Source organism: Mesorhizobium sp. M0983, assembly GCF_040318975.1.
Lineage (GTDB): Bacteria > Pseudomonadota > Alphaproteobacteria > Rhizobiales > Rhizobiaceae > Mesorhizobium.
In genome coordinates, this window is record NZ_JAMYNH010000027.1 from 39926 (window position 1) to 55322 (window position 15397).

At 62.0% G+C, this 15397-nt stretch carries 14 protein-coding genes; 10 read left to right on the forward strand and 4 right to left on the reverse strand.

Annotation, left to right across the window (positions count from 1 at the left end):
- Positions 1-14 precede the first annotated feature (14 nt).
- Positions 15-917, reverse strand: a complete 903-nt coding sequence (locus NKH71_RS29265; RefSeq protein ID WP_023717175.1) for a LysR substrate-binding domain-containing protein — start codon at positions 915-917, stop codon at positions 15-17.
- Positions 918-1008: 91 nt separating this feature from the next.
- On the opposite strand from NKH71_RS29265, the gene NKH71_RS29270 reads away from it, so the two are divergent.
- From NKH71_RS29270 to NKH71_RS29290, 5 genes are all read left to right on the forward strand, one after another.
- The gene (locus NKH71_RS29270; protein ID WP_352895675.1) at positions 1009-2559 is read left to right on the forward strand and encodes a trimethylamine methyltransferase family protein; all 1551 of its coding nucleotides are present in this window, start codon (positions 1009-1011) and stop codon (positions 2557-2559) included.
- A 41-nt stretch (positions 2560-2600) separates the two neighbouring features.
- On the forward strand, positions 2601-4250 hold the full coding sequence (locus NKH71_RS29275; protein WP_352791203.1) for an ABC transporter substrate-binding protein: 1650 nt from the start codon (positions 2601-2603) through the stop codon (positions 4248-4250).
- 105 nt (positions 4251-4355) lie between these two features.
- Positions 4356-4835, forward strand: coding sequence for a DUF3828 domain-containing protein (locus NKH71_RS29280; RefSeq protein WP_023717178.1), 480 nt, complete (start codon positions 4356-4358; stop codon positions 4833-4835).
- A 4-nt stretch (positions 4836-4839) separates the two neighbouring features.
- Positions 4840-5394, forward strand: a complete 555-nt coding sequence (locus tag NKH71_RS29285; protein ID WP_051409602.1) for a hypothetical protein — start codon at positions 4840-4842, stop codon at positions 5392-5394.
- 11 nt (positions 5395-5405) lie between these two features.
- Positions 5406-6590 carry a mandelate racemase/muconate lactonizing enzyme family protein gene (locus tag NKH71_RS29290; protein WP_023717180.1) on the forward strand — a complete coding sequence of 395 codons (1185 nt, stop codon included), beginning with the start codon at positions 5406-5408 and terminating at the stop codon, positions 6588-6590.
- 29 nt (positions 6591-6619) lie between these two features.
- On the opposite strand, the gene queF is transcribed toward NKH71_RS29290, so the two are convergent.
- On the reverse strand, positions 6620-7081 hold the full coding sequence (gene queF / locus NKH71_RS29295; RefSeq protein WP_023717181.1) for a preQ(1) synthase: 462 nt from the start codon (positions 7079-7081) through the stop codon (positions 6620-6622).
- 114 nt (positions 7082-7195) lie between these two features.
- On the opposite strand from queF, the gene NKH71_RS29300 reads away from it, so the two are divergent.
- The gene (locus tag NKH71_RS29300; protein WP_352481281.1) at positions 7196-9241 is read left to right on the forward strand and encodes an oxidoreductase; all 2046 of its coding nucleotides are present in this window, start codon (positions 7196-7198) and stop codon (positions 9239-9241) included.
- 141 nt (positions 9242-9382) lie between these two features.
- Here NKH71_RS29300 and NKH71_RS29305 read toward each other — a convergent pair whose 3' ends face one another.
- Positions 9383-9790 (reverse strand): hypothetical protein, encoded by a 408-nt coding sequence (locus NKH71_RS29305; RefSeq protein WP_023717183.1) that lies wholly within the window; start codon positions 9788-9790, stop codon positions 9383-9385.
- Positions 9791-9907: 117 nt separating this feature from the next.
- On the opposite strand from NKH71_RS29305, the gene NKH71_RS29310 reads away from it, so the two are divergent.
- Together NKH71_RS29310 and NKH71_RS29315 are read left to right on the forward strand one after the other, a co-directional pair.
- The gene (locus NKH71_RS29310) at positions 9908-10336 is read left to right on the forward strand and encodes a MarR family winged helix-turn-helix transcriptional regulator (RefSeq protein ID WP_023717184.1); all 429 of its coding nucleotides are present in this window, start codon (positions 9908-9910) and stop codon (positions 10334-10336) included.
- Between the two features lie 20 nt (positions 10337-10356).
- Positions 10357-10599, forward strand: a complete 243-nt coding sequence (locus tag NKH71_RS29315; RefSeq protein ID WP_023717185.1) for a type II toxin-antitoxin system Phd/YefM family antitoxin — start codon at positions 10357-10359, stop codon at positions 10597-10599.
- Positions 10600-10604: 5 nt separating this feature from the next.
- Here the strand turns inward: NKH71_RS29315 and NKH71_RS29320 are convergent, their stop codons facing one another.
- Positions 10605-12677, reverse strand: coding sequence for a putative bifunctional diguanylate cyclase/phosphodiesterase (locus NKH71_RS29320; RefSeq protein ID WP_023717186.1), 2073 nt, complete (start codon positions 12675-12677; stop codon positions 10605-10607).
- Positions 12678-12942: 265 nt separating this feature from the next.
- Between NKH71_RS29320 and NKH71_RS29325 the strand changes: the two genes are divergently transcribed.
- Both NKH71_RS29325 and tdh read left to right on the forward strand, forming a co-directional pair.
- Positions 12943-14130 carry a glycine C-acetyltransferase gene (locus tag NKH71_RS29325; protein WP_352791201.1) on the forward strand — a complete coding sequence of 396 codons (1188 nt, stop codon included), beginning with the start codon at positions 12943-12945 and terminating at the stop codon, positions 14128-14130.
- A gap of 68 nt (positions 14131-14198) precedes the next feature.
- Positions 14199-15233: an L-threonine 3-dehydrogenase gene (tdh, locus tag NKH71_RS29330; RefSeq protein ID WP_023717188.1), complete on the forward strand. Its 1035-nt coding sequence runs from the start codon at positions 14199-14201 to the stop codon at positions 15231-15233.
- The last annotated feature ends 164 nt before the right edge of the window (positions 15234-15397 follow it).

Here is a 15397-nt window from a genome sequence, read left to right on the forward strand (position 1 = left end):
ATTGTGGGATAGCCTCACGCTTGCGCCGCCAGCCAGTCCCGCACCTTGCGGGCGTTGTCGCTGAGCTCGCGGTTCCTCGACCAGATGACATGAAAGCCCTTGCCGGTCGTCATTGTGTGGCCGGTGACGCGCACCAGCAGCCCTGATGCCAGCAGCCGCTCGGCGAGATGACCCCAGCCGAGCGCGATGCCTTGCCCTTCCATGACTGCCTGGATCACCAGCGCATAGTCGTTGATGCGCAAGCCACGCCCGGCATCGGCGATGTCGACACCGGCCGAGGCGAACCATTCGTCCCAGCTGGCGGCCTCGCGAAACGGCTCTTCGAGATGAATGAGACGATGCGATGGAAGGTCCTTCACGTTCGCCGGCAGCCCGAACCGGGCCACATAACTAACGCCGGCGACGGGGAATATCACTTCATCGGCCAGCGGCAGCGAATGATAATCCGGCCATTCCTTGGGCTCGCCGCCGCGGACGCCGAGCGGAATGTCTTCGGCGATGATGTCGAGATCGCGGTCCGCGGTCTGGATGCGCAGGTCGATGCCCGGCAGTTCGTCGCGAAACTGCTGCAGGCGCGGCATCATCCAGAACGAGGCGAATGCGGTCGAGGCGGCGAGCGTCACGTGAGCGCCGACGGCGATCTGGCGCAGATCTTCCGCCGACTTGCGGATGTGCGACAGGCCGAGCGAGACGTCGGCGTGAAAGCGATCGCCGGCCTCGGTAAGGCTGACTTGCCGGTGGCGGCGCTGGAAGAGTTTGGCGCCGAGCTGCTCCTCGAGCCCACGGATCGCATAGGAGACGGCAGCCTGCGTCATGCCGAGCTCCCGCCCGGCGGCGGTAAAGCTCGACAGCCGGCCGGCGGCCTCGAAAACGATCAGGCTGCCGGCCGAGGGCAGCAGATGGCGCAAGCTTCGCATAAGCTGAGCTTATACAAGAGATCAGGATTTTCCAGCGTCACAGCTGCATTTTGTCTGGCTAGATTGATCGAGACAGGAAGATGGAGCCTCCATGAACGCACCGGCCGTTGAAGTGAGCGAACATACCAATCGTCGCGCGGGTGGCCGCCTGGGGCGCAAGGCGCTGCGGGGAGCTCCCGTAACGTCATTTCCGACCCTGGTTCGCAAGATTCCGGTGTATCAGATGGTCCCGGACGAGGCGGTGGAGCTCATCCACCAGGAGTCGCTCAGCATCCTCGAAGAGGTAGGATGCGAGTTCCGCGACGACGAGGCTATCGCAATGTGGAAGGCGGCGGGCGCCGATGTCTCCGAGACAAGGGTCCGGATCGACCGCGCCCTGCTGATGGACCTCGTCTCGAAGGTCCCGTCGGAGTTCACGCTCAATGCGAGGAATCCCCAGCGTTCCGTACGTGTGGGTGGCAACAACTCCATCTTCGTGCCGATGTACGGGGCGCCTTATGTGCGCGACCTCGACAACAACAGGCGCTACGGCACACTCGCCGACCTCAACAATTTCCACAAGCTCGCCTACATGGCGCCGGCGCTGCATTCGTCGAGCTCGATCATCTGCGAGCCGATGGAAATCGCGGTGCCGAAGCGTCACCTCCACATCATCCATTCCGCGCTGAAGCACTCCGACAAGCCGTTCATGGGCATCGTGACCTCCAAAGATCGAGCCGAAGACACGATGGCGATGGCAGGCATCGTGTTCGGCGAGGACTATGTCCGCGACAACCCGGTCCTGGTGGCGATCACCAACTGCAATTCGCCGCTGGTCTGGGATGCCACCATGCTGGACGCGATGAAAGTCTATGCGCGCCACAACCAGCCGCTGATCCTCGCGCCCTTCGCCCTTTGCGGCGCCTCGACTTCGGCCTCTGCAGTCGGTGCGGTCGCGCAGGTCAATGCCGAAGCGCTGGCGGGCGTCGCGTTCACACAGCTCTTGCGTCCGGGTTCGCCGCAGATCTACGGACAGTTCATGGTGACGGTCGACATGAAGACCGGCGCTCCCATGGGCGGCACGCCGGAGGCGGCCCAGATGATGTATCTCATGGGCGCGCTGGCGCGGAAGTATCGGCTGCCGTGGCGCACGTCCGGTTTCCATGTCGGTTCGAAGCTGAACGACGCCCAGGCGGGCTACGAGGCGAACATGCTGATGCATGCCGCCATCCTTGCCGGCGCCAACTACATCTGGCACTCCGCCGGTTGGCTCGAGGCCGGCCTGACCTGCGGCTATTCGAAATTTGCCACCGACTGCGAGCAGCTTGTCGGCTGGTACAAATATGCTGGCGGGCTGCCATTCGACGATTTCAAGGAGGCTATGGCGGCTATCCGCGAGGTCGGACCGCAGGGCCATTTCCTCGGCACCCAACACACGCTCCAGCATTTCGAGTCCGCCTTCTTCATACCGAGCATCATGGACTTCAATTCGTTCGAACAGTGGAAGGCGGAAGGAGCAAAGGACCACGACACCCGCGGCCGCGAGAAAGCGCGCAACATGCTCGCCGATTATGAGGAGCCGAAGCTCGATGAGGGCATCGCCGATGGTCTCAAAGATTTGATTGCGCGGCGCGAGGAGAAACTACCGGACAGCGTTAGTTGATAACGGGCGAAGACCCGATGGGAACCATAACGGAGGAAAAAATGACACTCTTCAGAAGCAATGGTGATCGCGTGCCGAGCGCCATCGAAGCGATGGCCAGCGAAGCGCGTGCAGGTCATGTGGATCGGCGCGAGTTTCTGGCTCTGGCAAGCGCTTTCGGCGCATCGACAGCTCTTGCTTACGGCATGATCGGTCTTGCTGTGCCGGAACAGGCTTTGGCTGAAGAGCCGAAGAAAGGCGGAACGCTGCATGTTTCGATGTCGGTGAAGGCACAAAAGGACCCGCGCACCTACGACTGGGTGGAACTTGCGAACATTTCACGCTGCTGGCTGGAGCCGCTTGTCCGCTACACCCGCCAGTTCACATTCGAGCCGGTTTTGCTCGAAAGCTGGGAGGTCAATGACGACGCCACCGAATATGTGCTGCATGTGCGCAAGGGCATCACCTGGAACAACGGCGATGCTTTCGGCGCCGATGATGTGGCCTACAATCTGACGCGCTGGTGCGAAAAGGCTGCCGCCGGCAATTCCATGGCCGCGCGCGTCGGTGCGCTGATCGACGCAAAAACCGGCAAGGCCAGGGATGGCGCGATCACCAAGGTCGACGACAACACGGTCAAGCTGAAGCTGAACGAACCGGACATCTCGCTGATCCCGAACTTCACCGATTATCCAGCGCTCGTGGTCCATCGCAACTTCGACGCCGACGGCGCCAATCCGATCGAGAAGCCGATCGGCACCGGGCCGTTCGAACTGGTGTCCTATTCGGTCGGCCAGAAAGCGGTCGTCAAGCGTCGGGAGACTGGCAAATGGTGGGGCGGTGAAGCGCTTCTCGACGGCGTCGAATTCATCGACTACGGAACCGATTTCAACGCGTCGATAAATGCATTCGACTCCGGCGAAATCGATCTCAACTTCGAGACGCCCGCCGACTTCATAGACATCCTCGATAAGATGGGGCTGGTAAAATCGGAGGTCGCGACAGCGACCACGCTCGTTGCCCGGACCAACGTCACGCACAAGCCCTACGACGACAAGCGCGTCCGCAACGCCCTGCAAATGGCCGTCGACAACCAGGCGGTGCTCGAACTTGGCTATGCCGGGCGAGGGACTGTTGGTGAAAACCATCACGTCAGCCCGATTCATCCGGAATACTTCGCGCTGCCCAAGAAGACACGTGACGCCGCGGGCGCCAAGAAGCTGATGGCCGAGGCCAAGCAGGCCGACTTCGAGCATGAACTGATCACCGTCGAGGACGATTGGCAAAAGAATACCGGCGACGCTATTGCCGGCCAGTTGCGCGACGCCGGGATCAAGGTGAAGCGCACCGTGCTGCCGGGTTCGACTTTCTGGAACGACTGGACCAAATATCCTTATTCCATGACCATTTGGTACATGCGCCCGCTTGGCGTCCAGGTGTTGGCGCTGGGCTATCGCACCGGCGAGGCCTGGAACGAAACCGGCTACTCGAATCCTGATTTCGACGCCAAGCTCAAGCAGGCTCTCTCGCTCATCGACGTGGAAAAGCGCCGCGAGGTCATGAAGGACATCGAGCAGATCCTCCAGGATTCGGGCGTCATCATTCAGCCGTTTTGGCAGAAGCTGTTCAGCCACATGAACGAGAAGGTGAAGAACTACGCTGTCCACCAAACCTTCGAGATGGATCTCCAGAACGTCTGGCTGAACGCCTGAGTTGCCAGCAGAGGACGCGTTGCAGGATTTCATGGACCGCAAGAAAGCCGACAGGCAAGATGCGTGGTACTGATAGCTTCCGTCAGTGAACAATCGGGGACACGCATGAAACTGCCACTTTTTGTTGCCGCGCTTTCGATGGCCTTGCCGGCGGCCGCGTTTGCCGGCCCTGCTGCCAACGCCGTGAAGTTCTTCTATGTCCCGTCGGTCAAATTCGAGGCCGATGCGCAATATCGCGACCGCTTCACCGCGCCGGTGACGAAACTGTTCGAACTGAACGACAACGCGGCAAAGAACCATCCGGATGAAGTTCCCTGCATCGACTTCGCCCCTGGTCTCGATGCGCAGGACTATGACGAGAAGACCGTGGCCAAGACGCTGACGCTGGCCGAAACGCTGGATGGCGACAGCGCCGAGGTGACGGCGACGTTCAGCCTTTTCCCGGAAGGCGATGATTCCAAACGCGAAATGGTCTGGTCACTCAGGAAGATCGATGGCCAGTGGAAGGTCGCCGACATCACCTCGAAGACCAGCGGCTGGACGCTGAGTGCGCTCGAATGTCTGGCCGGGCAGACCCCGGAGTGATGCCGTGCTCCGCTGCCGTCCCTGGGTTCTGGCGACTGCGTGCCTGCTGGCCGGATTGAGCAGCGCCGCCGCTCAGGGCCTGTTGGGCGCGCCGCCCGCAGACGCGCCGGCCGACAACGCGGCACCTCCGCCGGCAGAGTCGCCGGCAGAAAACGCACCGGCCGCACCCGTGCAGCCGGGCTCGCCGACGGCGGTGGTGAAGCCGTTCTACGAGCATGCCAGGCTCGAGGTCGATCCGGCTCAGCGGGGCCATTTCACCGATCCGGCAAAGTCGGTGCTGGACAAGAGCGACGCGCTGCGGAAGTCGGGGCAGGGCGAGTGCCTCGATCCCAACATGGCGCTCGACAATGCCGAATACGACGAGGCGGAGATCGACAAGAGCCTGAAGACCATCGAAGCGGTCAAGGGCGACCAGGCCAAGGTCGTTGTCGCTTTCGTCGCCTCCGGCAATCCGCACCGGCTGGAATGGAAGCTCAAAAAGGTCGACGGCGACTGGAAGATATCGGACCTGCTCTCGGTGACAGGCGAATGGGCGCTCAGCCAATACCAGTGTGAGTGAGAACGGAACCGATGAAGATCAGCAACATCCGCGTCACCCACGTCAACGTCCCGCTCGATGCTCCGTTCTGGTGGACGGCTGGTCTCTACGGCGGCGCCTCGAAATCGATCATCGAGGTCGAGACGGACGAAGGCGTGGTCGGACTGGGCGAGGCGCCATGGTGGCATTTCGGCGAGGTGATCAAGGCCGAGATCGCGCCGGCGCTGATTGGCGCCGATCCGCTCGACATCGCCGACTGCGAGGCGCGCTGTGTGCCGCCCTGGCAGATCACCGCCAACACCGGCGAGAACGCAGCCACGGTGGCGTTCGGCGCCATCGAACTGGCGCTCTGGGATATAAGAGGCAAGGTCTTCGGCATGCCGCTCTATAAGCTGCTCGGCGGCGCGGTGCGCAAGGACATTCCGTTTTCGGAATATTTCGCCTTTCGCCCCGCTCAAGGCGGAGCCGGCGGCGAGATGACCGCCGAAGCGATCGTCGACTATTGTCTCGGCATGCGAGAACAGCACGGCTCGACGATCTTCGAGGGCAAGCTGATCATGGGCGATCCCGAGCTCGAGATCAGGACAGTGCGCATGCTGCGCGAGGCGCTTGGCGATAAGGCGCAGATCAAACTCGATTCCAACATGCAGTGGTCGCTGACCACAGCGCGCTGGGTACTGCGCGAGATCGAGCCGTTCAACATCCGCAATTACGAGGATCCGGTCGCGACCTTCGAGGAGATGGCAGCGCTGCGCCAGCATTCGCGCATTCCGTTCTCCACGCACATCCCGGATCTCAGACGGGCAGTCGCGCTCGGTGCGCCGGATTACTTCGTCTGCAATTTCGCAGCACTCGGCGGATTGTCGAAAACTCTGAAATTCATCGCCGCCTGTGAGGCGATGGGCAAGGGGTTCTGGTGCTATTCGAACGATCTCGGCATCATGACATCGGCTTATCTGCACGTCGTGGCGGCGACACCGTGGATCACCGAAGCATCGCAGTCGCTGTTTCGCTGGCAGATCGGCGATGTCATCAAGGACGGTCCTTTCCGCCAGACGGGCAATACGGTGCGCGTGCCGGAGGGTGACGGGCTGGGCGTCGAACTCGATCCGGCTGCGATGAAACGCTGGGCGGGCCACTTCGCCGAACACGGGCCGATGGGCCATTTCAGCGACCCGAACAATCCCGGCCGCTACCGGCGGCTCCCGCTCAACTGATGCAACGTATTTTCCTCAGAAACTCAGGCTCACCCGCGCCCGCGATAGGGGGCGACGCCGGTGTCGGGCAGCCACACACCTTCCGGCGGGGCGCCCGTCTGCCAGAACACGTCGATCGGAATGCCGCCGCGCGGATACCAGTAGCCGCCGATGCGCAACCACAATGGCTTGGTCGCGGCGATGATGCGGCGGCCGATCATGACGGTGCATTCTTCGTGGAACGCGCCATGGTTGCGAAACGAGGTCATGAACAGCTTGAGCGACTTCGATTCCACCAGCAGCGCATCGGGTGCGTAGTCGACGACGATATGGGCGAAGTCCGGCTGGCCGGTGACCGGGCAGAGCGAAGTGAATTCCGGGCAGGTGAAGCGAACGATGGCCGGCGGGCCGTCGCCGCGCGAAAATGGCACGGTTTCCAGGACTGCCGCTTCAGGGCTCTGTGGCGCCTCGACGTTGGTGCCGAGCTGGGTGAGGTTTTTCGTATCGGTCATGAGCAGGTTCCTTGCTGCATGTCGCCCAAAACTGCGCAGCGATTTTGGGATAGCGACATGCGTAAAAACAAAAATTTGCCGCTCATTAGCACAATTTGAAACAGCAGGAAGACGATGACTAGCAACGACCCGCTCCTCCAGCCCTATCAGCTCAAGCATCTGACGCTGAAGAACCGGGTGATGTCGACCAGCCATGAGCCGGCCTATTCTGAGGACGGCATGCCAAAGGAGCGGTACCGGCTCTACCATGCCGAAAAGGCCAAGGGCGGCATGGCGCTGACCATGACCGCCGGCTCGGCGATCGTCTCGCGCGACAGCCCGGCCGCCTTCGGCAATCTGCATGTCTATGACGACCGCATCGTGCCGTGGCTCGCCGAGCTTACCGATGCCTGCCACGAGCATGACTGCAAGGTGATGATCCAGATCACCCATCTCGGCCGCCGCACCGGCTGGAACAAGGCCGACTGGCTGCCGGTGCTGTCGGCTTCGCCGGTGCGCGAACCGGCGCATCGCGCCTTTCCCAAGATTATCGAGGACTGGGATATCGAGCGCATCGTCGCCGACTACGCGGCGGCCGCCCAGCGCTGCCAGGCTGCCGGCCTCGACGGCATCGAATTCGAGGCCTACGGCCACCTGATGGACGGCTTCTGGTCGCCGGCCACCAACCAGCGCGACGACGATTTCGGCGGCTCGCTCGACAACCGGCTGCGCTTCACCGGAATGGTGCTCGATGCGGTGCGTGCCGCGGTCGGCGAAAAGTTCGTCGTCGGCATCCGCATGGTCGCCGACGAGGATTTCGAGAAAGGCCTGTCGAAACAGGAAGGCGTCGAAATCGCCAGGCGGCTGGCCGGCTCCGGCAAGGTCGATTTCCTCAACATCATCCGTGGCTCGATCGAGACTGATGCCGCGCTGACAAAAGTCATTCCGGTGACCGGCATGCGGTCGTCGCCGCATCTCGACTTCGCCGGCGAGGTGAGGGCGGCGACGAAATTCCCGACCTTCCATGCTGCGCGGATTTCCGACGTCGCCACCGCGCGTTACGCCATCGCCACCGGCAAGCTCGACATGGTCGGCATGACGCGCGCCCATATCGCCGACCCGCACATCGTCAAAAAAGTGATGGAGGGCCGCGAGCACGAGATACGTCCTTGCGTCGGTGCAACCTACTGCCTCGACCGCATCTATGAGGGCGGTGAGGCGCTGTGCATCCACAATGCGGCAACGGGCCGCGAGGCTGATATCCCGCATATCATCCCGAAAACCGAGGGACCGAAGCGAAAGGTGGTCGTGGTCGGCGCCGGCGCCGGCGGGCTGGAGGCAGCGCGGGTCGCCGCCGAGCGCGGGCACCAGGTAACGGTGCTGGAAGCATCGAGCCAGGCCGGCGGCCAAGTGCGGCTGGCAACGCAGAACCCGCGCCGCAAGGAATTGATCGGCATCATCGACTGGCGGTTGGCCGAGCTGGACCGGCTCGGCGTCGAGATCCGCTACGACACCTGGGCGGAGAAGGACGACGTGCTGGCGCTGTCGCCGGACGTGGTGGTGATCGCCACCGGCGGCCTGCCGCAGAACCCGCCTCTGACTGCGGGCGACGATCTCGTCACCTCGAGCTGGGACATCATGGCCGGCAGCGTCAAGCCGGCCGAGAACGTGCTGCTCTATGACGACAATGGCGGCCATCAGGGCATGGGTGCTGCCGAACTGATCGCCAACAGCGGCGCCAGGCTGGAGCTGGTTTCACCAGAGCGCTTCTTCGCGCCGGAAATGGGCGGCATGAACCATGTGCCTTACATGCGCGCCTTCCAGGAAAAGGGTGTCACGGTGACCATCAACACACGGCTGCGTTCGGTGCGGCGCGAGGGCAACCAGCTGATCGCCGAGCTCGCCTCCGACTTCGCTGATGGCTGGCGCGGAGAGCGCCGCGTCGACCAGGTGGTGGTCGAGCACGGCACGCTGCCGCTCGACGATCTCTATCTGGCGCTGAAGCCGCTGTCGAAGAACGCCGGCGCGATCGACTACGAAAAGCTGGTCAATGGCGGCGACATCTTTCCCGTGCGCAATCCTCACGCCGGTTTCGTGCTCTTCCGCATCGGCGATGCAGTAGCCTCGCGCAACATCCACGCCGCCATCTATGACGGCATCAGGTTCGGCTTGCGAATCTGAGGAATATTTTGGATTGATTGGTGGCGCGCAGCCGAACCTCCGTACGGAGAGCCACCACGGTACTTCGGCTCGTTCTGCGCGCCGCGCACGCCGCCGGCTTGCGGCCGGACACCGTACGATCTTGCGATTGCGGCAGGCCGCTCAAAACATCCTGGCGGTAGCCATGCAGAACACGGTGATGACCAGCAGCCCGCCGGCGATGCGTTCGCCTTTTGTCATCTTCGCGCGCAACTGGGTTTGCGTCGCCGCATCAGCGCCGGCCAACTGCCTGCTGGCGGAACCCACCAGTGCGCCCTGGACCCCGGCGGCAATCAAGGCAGTCAAGATGCCCAGCGCCAGGACCTTCTCCATCGAGCCGAAGGAGCCGTTGTGGAAGAAATACCAGAGCAGCAAACCCGTGAGGAAAACCACGCCGGCCGCGCCCATTTGCGGCCGGAAGAAACGTTCCGCCCGGATCTCCGGTTCGCGGGCAACCGCGATGGTGGTGCCGGCCCAGAACACACCCGCCATGACGTGAAGGCCGAGGACGATGATGTAGACATATTGCATGACCGCATTTCCTCTCTTGCCCACCGCTAACCATATGGATAGATATCAAATGATTAGATGTCAACGCATAAGCTCGAGCCGGTTCCATAGGCTTTGCCCTTGTTCTAGTGTCGGATCATGACGCCCTTTGACCGCCCGCCGATCGGGATGAATCTCGCCCGCACCGCCAAGCTGGTCGCGCAGGCTTTCGACGCTGCCCTGGTCGAGGCGGGGGGCACGCTGCCGGTCTGGGTGACTTTGCTGTCGGTCAAGTCGCGGGAGCTGGCCAACCAACGCGAGCTCGCCGGCATGATCGGTATTCGGGGCGCAACACTGACCCATCATCTCAACGCCATGGAGACGCAAGGCCTGCTGATACGGCGCCGCGATCCCGAAAATCGCCGGGTTCACCAGGTGGAGCTGACCCAAGCCGGAGAAGCGCTGTTCCTGAAATTGCGCACCGCCGCGTTAGCCTTCGACAAGCGGCTGCGGAAGGGATTATCCGACGACAGGTTGGCGGAGTTTGCACAGGTGCTGGCCGCGCTGCGGGCCAATGTCGAAGGTTAGAATTAGGCTAGGAAAACGCTATGCGCGAAATTTCGCTGAAGGATGCCAGGACTACACTCTCGGCGCTGCTCGATCAGGTCGTCGCGGGAGAACCGGCGGCCATCACGCGGCGCGGCCGCAAGCAGGCGGTCATTTTGTCATTTCAGGACTACGAAAAACTGGCGCGTGTGCCCAACATTGGACAATTGCTGGCAGCATTTCCCGGTGATGAGGATGACCTTCCGCCTCGGCTCATCAGGTCGGTTCGCAAGCCCGAACCATGACGGATCTACGCCCGGCTGCCCTGCAGCACCGTCAGCCTGGCCTTCTTGGGCGCCCGGGCCACCAGCCATTCGCGCACCCTGTCCGGTGGCATCGGGAAAGCGATGGAATAGCCTTGCACCTGGTCGCAGCCGATCGCCATCAGCGAGTCGAGCTCGGCTTCGGTTTCGGCGCCCTCGGCGACGATCGAGATGCCGAGACCGCGGGCGAGCTCGGTGAGGGCACGCACGATCTTGGTGTTGCCGCTGTTCTCGTTGATGTTCTGGACGAAACGGCGATCGATCTTCAGCCGGTCGATCTCGTTTGGATTGACATGGCTGAGCGATGCGTAGCCGGTGCCGAAATCATCGAGCTCAAGATGGATGCCGGCGGCGCGGATGTGCCGCAGCTTTGCCGCGATACCGGTCTTCTCGTCATCGAGAATAACGGATTCGACGATCTCCAGCGATAGTTTGTGCGCGGGCAGGCCAGCCCTCTCCAGCGTACCGAACAGGAAGACTTCGAAATCTGTCTCGCGCAGCTCCGAGCCGGACACATTGACGGCGATCCGTCCGAAGGCGATGCCTGCGCGGTTCCATTCGGCTGCTTCGTCGATCGCCTTGGCAATAACGATGCGGCCGATCTCGGGCATCAAGCCGCATTTTTCTGCGATCGGAATGAACTCGCCCGGCGCGATCATGCCGCGCTCGGCATGCCTCCAGCGAACCAAAGCCTCGATGCCACTGATAGCGCCATCCGACAGCGACACCTGCGGCTGGAAATAGACTTCGAACGCCTTCTCAGAGATGGCGATCCTGATGTCGAGTTCGAGCTGCTTGCGATTATCAAGTTCGCGCCTCAGCTCATCGGAGAAGAACGACAAACTGCCGCCGCCCTGCCTCTTGGCTGAATAGAGTGCCAGATCGGCATGGACGAGCAGGTCCTGCGCATTGTCGGCGTCGACGGGGTAGACCGCAATCCCGGCACTTACGCCTGGATGGATCGTCGTGCCTTGGAAGATGACCGGCTCATTGAGTTTGGCCAGCATGCGTCTGGCGACGATATCGATGTCCGCGGTGCTGCCGGCGTCGTTGAGGACGACAACGAATTCGTCGCCTCCGAGACGCACGTTGAGATCCGACGTCCGGCAGGAATCGCGCATGCGCTGCGCGGCCACCACCAGCACATAATCGCCAGCGGCGTGGCCGAGCGTGTCGTTGATCTGCTTGAACCGGTCGAGGTCGAACTGCACTACGGCGACCCGCTCACGCCTTCGCTGCGCACCACTGATGAACGTATCGAAATGGTCGGTCAGGAAGGTACGGTTGTGCAGGCCGGTCAGCCCGTCATGCACGGCAATGAAGGCCATGGAATTGCGTGCATCGACCAGCTCGCGCGTCCGGCGCAAGATGGCATTCGACATCGGCCGGAAAATGAAAAGTGCCACCAGCAGGATGACGCCGATGGTCGAATGGAACAATGTGCGATGAAGATCGAGGAGCCTTTCGGAGCGCTGGTCCGCGTAGGCGCTGATGCGCTGGCCGAGTGCTGCGTAGCCCGACAATGTTGCGTTGGCAACGGAAGCGTCCAGATTAACGCGCTCCTCTCCGCCCTTGTAGCCGCCGCTGCCGGTCGTGTTGAGCCGCGATTCGAATGAAGAGATCAGACGCTCGCCGTTGGCGATAAGCCCGACCGAGAAATAGTCGAGATGGTACGGCTTGGCGAAAAGCACGCTCTCGATCGATTTCGGATCGAATCTTGCCGGCGACACCGGATCGGCGGCGGTCCGCTCGAGCAGCAGATCGTAGTTCTTCTCGAACTCCACTGTCGCTTGCTTGAGCGCGCTAACCAGGGCGTGCTGTTGATCGCGCGAGGCGCTGCCTGTTGCGCCGGCAAGGAAGACGATGCGCTGCGACAGGGCTTTTTGTGTGCTGACGATATCGAGCAGCGCCTGATTGTGCCGTTGGGTCGCCATCACCTGTTGCAGCAGGATGAAGGACGCCACTACCATGGCGGCTATGATCAGCAGAGCCAGCCAGTAGCCGGACTTGATCAGGAGTATAAGCCTGCCCGAAACGGCGTGCACCGGCTGCTGCGACATTTTCCGAGTCGGCCCTCTCGCCAACGAATTCTTGTGCGACAACCTTTGGCTTCAAAGTGTTAACAGCTTTGGGATGGCAACAGGCCGGCGGCGACGACCGTGGCGGGAAACCCGCAAAGTGGTTATTGCAATCTTTCGCGGCGCCTCTGCATTTGAACATCGTGGCCTCTGCCGTGCCATTGCCGCCACCGAAGCGGTCGCTTTTGCGATGGATTTTTCGTCCGCGCGGCGCGACAGTCCTCATCGATCTCAACAGGGCCTGATCATGACCGAAGCATTCCTTTCCCACATCGACAGCGAGCTTGAAGGACTGAAATCGGCAGGTCTCTACAAATCCGAGCGGGTGATAACCTCGACCCAATCGGCCGAGATCGAGGTGGGCGGCGAGAAGGTGCTGAATTTCTGCGCCAATAATTATCTCGGCCTCGCCGACAGCGCCGAACTGCGGGAAGCAGCCAAGCAGGCGCTCGACCGTTACGGCTACGGCATGGCGTCGGTGCGCTTCATCTGCGGCACGCAGGAAGAACACAAGCAGCTCGAGGCGACCATTTCTGATTTCCTCGGCATGGAGGACACTATCCTCTACGGCTCCTGCTTCGATGCTAATGGCGGCCTGTTCGAGACGCTGCTCGGCGAGGAGGATGCGGTCATCTCCGATGCGCTGAACCACGCCTCGATCATCGACGGCGTGCGGCTGTCGAAGGCAAAGCGCTTCCGCTACGCCAACAACGACATGGCCGATCTGGAGGCGCGGTTGAAAGACGCGAGCGACTGCCGGTTCCGGCTGATCGCCACCGACGGCGTGTTCTCGATGGATGGCACCATCGCCAATCTGAAGGGCGTCTGCGACCTCGCCGACAAATACGATGCGATGGTGATGGTCGACGACAGCCATGCAGTTGGTTTCGTCGGCAGGAATGGCCGTGGCTCGGCCGAACATTGTGGCGTCGAGGGCAGGGTGGACATCATCACCGGTACGCTCGGCAAGGCATTGGGCGGAGCGTCGGGCGGCTACACGTCGGGCAGGAAGCCGGTGGTCGACTGGCTGCGCCAGCGCTCGCGGCCCTATCTTTTTTCCAACACGCTGATGCCGGCGATCGCCGGCGCCTCGATAAAGGTCTTCGAACTGATCAAAGTCGGGGGTGGATTGCGGAAGAGGCTCTACGACAATGCCGGGCATTTCCGGTCCGAGATGGGCAAGCTCGGCTTCACCCTGGCCGGCGCTGACCACCCGATCATCCCCGTGATGCTTGGCGATGCGACGCTGGCGCAGGAGATGGCGGCGCGGATGCTGAAGCGCGGCATCTATGTCATCGGCTTCTCGTTCCCGGTGGTGCCGAAGGGCCAGGCGCGCATCCGCACGCAGATGTCGGCCGCCCATTCCAGCGCAGACATCGATCGCGCGGTTGAGGCGTTCGCCGCAGTCGGTCGGGAACTCGGCGTGATTTCCTGAACGGCCGGAACCGAAAAGCGATTCCGGATCAAGAGGTTCAAGCGACTAAGGTTCTGGGGAACAAAAGAATGTCGAACATGATGAAGGCGCTGGTCAAGGCCAAGGCCGAGCCGGGCATCTGGATGGAAGAAGTGCCGGTGCCGGAGATCGGCCCCAACGACGTGCTGATCAAGATCAGGAAGACGGCGATCTGCGGCACCGACGTCCACATCTATAATTGGGACCAGTGGGCGCAAAAGACCGTGCCGGTGCCGATGGTTACCGGCCACGAATTTGTCGGAACCGTCGCCGATTTCGGTGCGGCGGTGACCGAGTACAAACTCGGCCAGCGCGTTTCCGGCGAAGGCCATATCGTTTGCGGCCATTGCCGCAACTGCCGGGCGGGCAGGGGGCATTTGTGCCGCAACACGCTCGGCGTCGGCGTCAACCGGCCGGGCGCCTTTGGCGAATACCTGGCGATCCCGCAGCACAATGTGGTGCCGATCCCCGACGACGTGCCCGACGAGATCGCGGCGATCTTCGATCCCTTAGGCAATGCTGTTCACACCGCATTGTCCTTTGATCTCGTCGGCGAGGACGTGCTGGTCACCGGCGCCGGGCCTATCGGCATCATGGGTGCACTGGTGGCGCAGTGCGTCGGCGCGCGAAAAGTGGTCATCACCGATATCAACCCGGTGCGCCTGGCACTGGCGAAAAAGCTTGGCGTTCAGCATGTCGTCGACGCATCGAAGGAAAAGCTGCGCGACGTGATGCCGGCGCTTGGCATGACCGAGGGCTTTGACGTCGGCCTCGAAATGTCGGGCGCAGCCCCTGCCTTCCGCGACATGATCGACACCATGAACAATGGCGGCAAGATCGCCATTCTCGGCATCGCGCCGACCGGCTTCGAAATCGACTGGAACAAGGTCATCTTCAAGATGCTGCATCTGAAGGGCATCTACGGCCGCGAGATGTTCGAGACCTGGTACAAGATGATTGCGCTGGTGCAGGGTCCTCTCGATGTCAGCGGCCTGATCACCCACCGCATCGGCATTGACGACTATGTTTCCGGCTTCGAAGCGATGAAGAGCGGCAATTCCGGCAAGGTGGTGATGGACTGGTAGGCGATCAGAAATGTTGGCGGGACAGCACCCCCCTCTGGCCTGCCGGCCATCTCCCCCTGTAAGGCAGGGCTATCGCATATGAGTGATGGCATTGATGAGATAGTCGTCGTTCCAGGCGCATTTCTTGATGCGATGGCTGATGGGAACTTTGGCAGCATCGGCGG

What these genes read in the sequence shown, in the direction of transcription:
- tdh (WP_023717188.1), top strand. Translation starts at nt 14,199, where the DNA reads ATGTCGAACATGATGAAGGCGCTGGTCAAGGCCAAGGCCGAGCCGGGC.
- NKH71_RS29305 (WP_023717183.1), bottom strand. Translation starts at nt 9,790, where the DNA reads ATGCAATATGTCTACATCATCGTCCTCGGCCTTCACGTCATGGCGGGT.
- queF (WP_023717181.1), bottom strand. Translation starts at nt 7,081, where the DNA reads ATGACCGATACGAAAAACCTCACCCAGCTCGGCACCAACGTCGAGGCG.
- NKH71_RS29315 (WP_023717185.1), top strand. Translation starts at nt 10,357, where the DNA reads ATGCGCGAAATTTCGCTGAAGGATGCCAGGACTACACTCTCGGCGCTG.
- NKH71_RS29290 (WP_023717180.1), top strand. Translation starts at nt 5,406, where the DNA reads ATGAAGATCAGCAACATCCGCGTCACCCACGTCAACGTCCCGCTCGAT.
- NKH71_RS29300 (WP_352481281.1), top strand. Translation starts at nt 7,196, where the DNA reads ATGACTAGCAACGACCCGCTCCTCCAGCCCTATCAGCTCAAGCATCTG.
- NKH71_RS29310 (WP_023717184.1), top strand. Translation starts at nt 9,908, where the DNA reads ATGACGCCCTTTGACCGCCCGCCGATCGGGATGAATCTCGCCCGCACC.
- NKH71_RS29325 (WP_352791201.1), top strand. Translation starts at nt 12,943, where the DNA reads ATGACCGAAGCATTCCTTTCCCACATCGACAGCGAGCTTGAAGGACTG.
- NKH71_RS29280 (WP_023717178.1), top strand. Translation starts at nt 4,356, where the DNA reads ATGAAACTGCCACTTTTTGTTGCCGCGCTTTCGATGGCCTTGCCGGCG.
- NKH71_RS29270 (WP_352895675.1), top strand. Translation starts at nt 1,009, where the DNA reads ATGAACGCACCGGCCGTTGAAGTGAGCGAACATACCAATCGTCGCGCG.
- NKH71_RS29320 (WP_023717186.1), bottom strand. Translation starts at nt 12,677, where the DNA reads ATGTCGCAGCAGCCGGTGCACGCCGTTTCGGGCAGGCTTATACTCCTG.
- NKH71_RS29265 (WP_023717175.1), bottom strand. Translation starts at nt 917, where the DNA reads ATGCGAAGCTTGCGCCATCTGCTGCCCTCGGCCGGCAGCCTGATCGTT.
- NKH71_RS29275 (WP_352791203.1), top strand. Translation starts at nt 2,601, where the DNA reads ATGACACTCTTCAGAAGCAATGGTGATCGCGTGCCGAGCGCCATCGAA.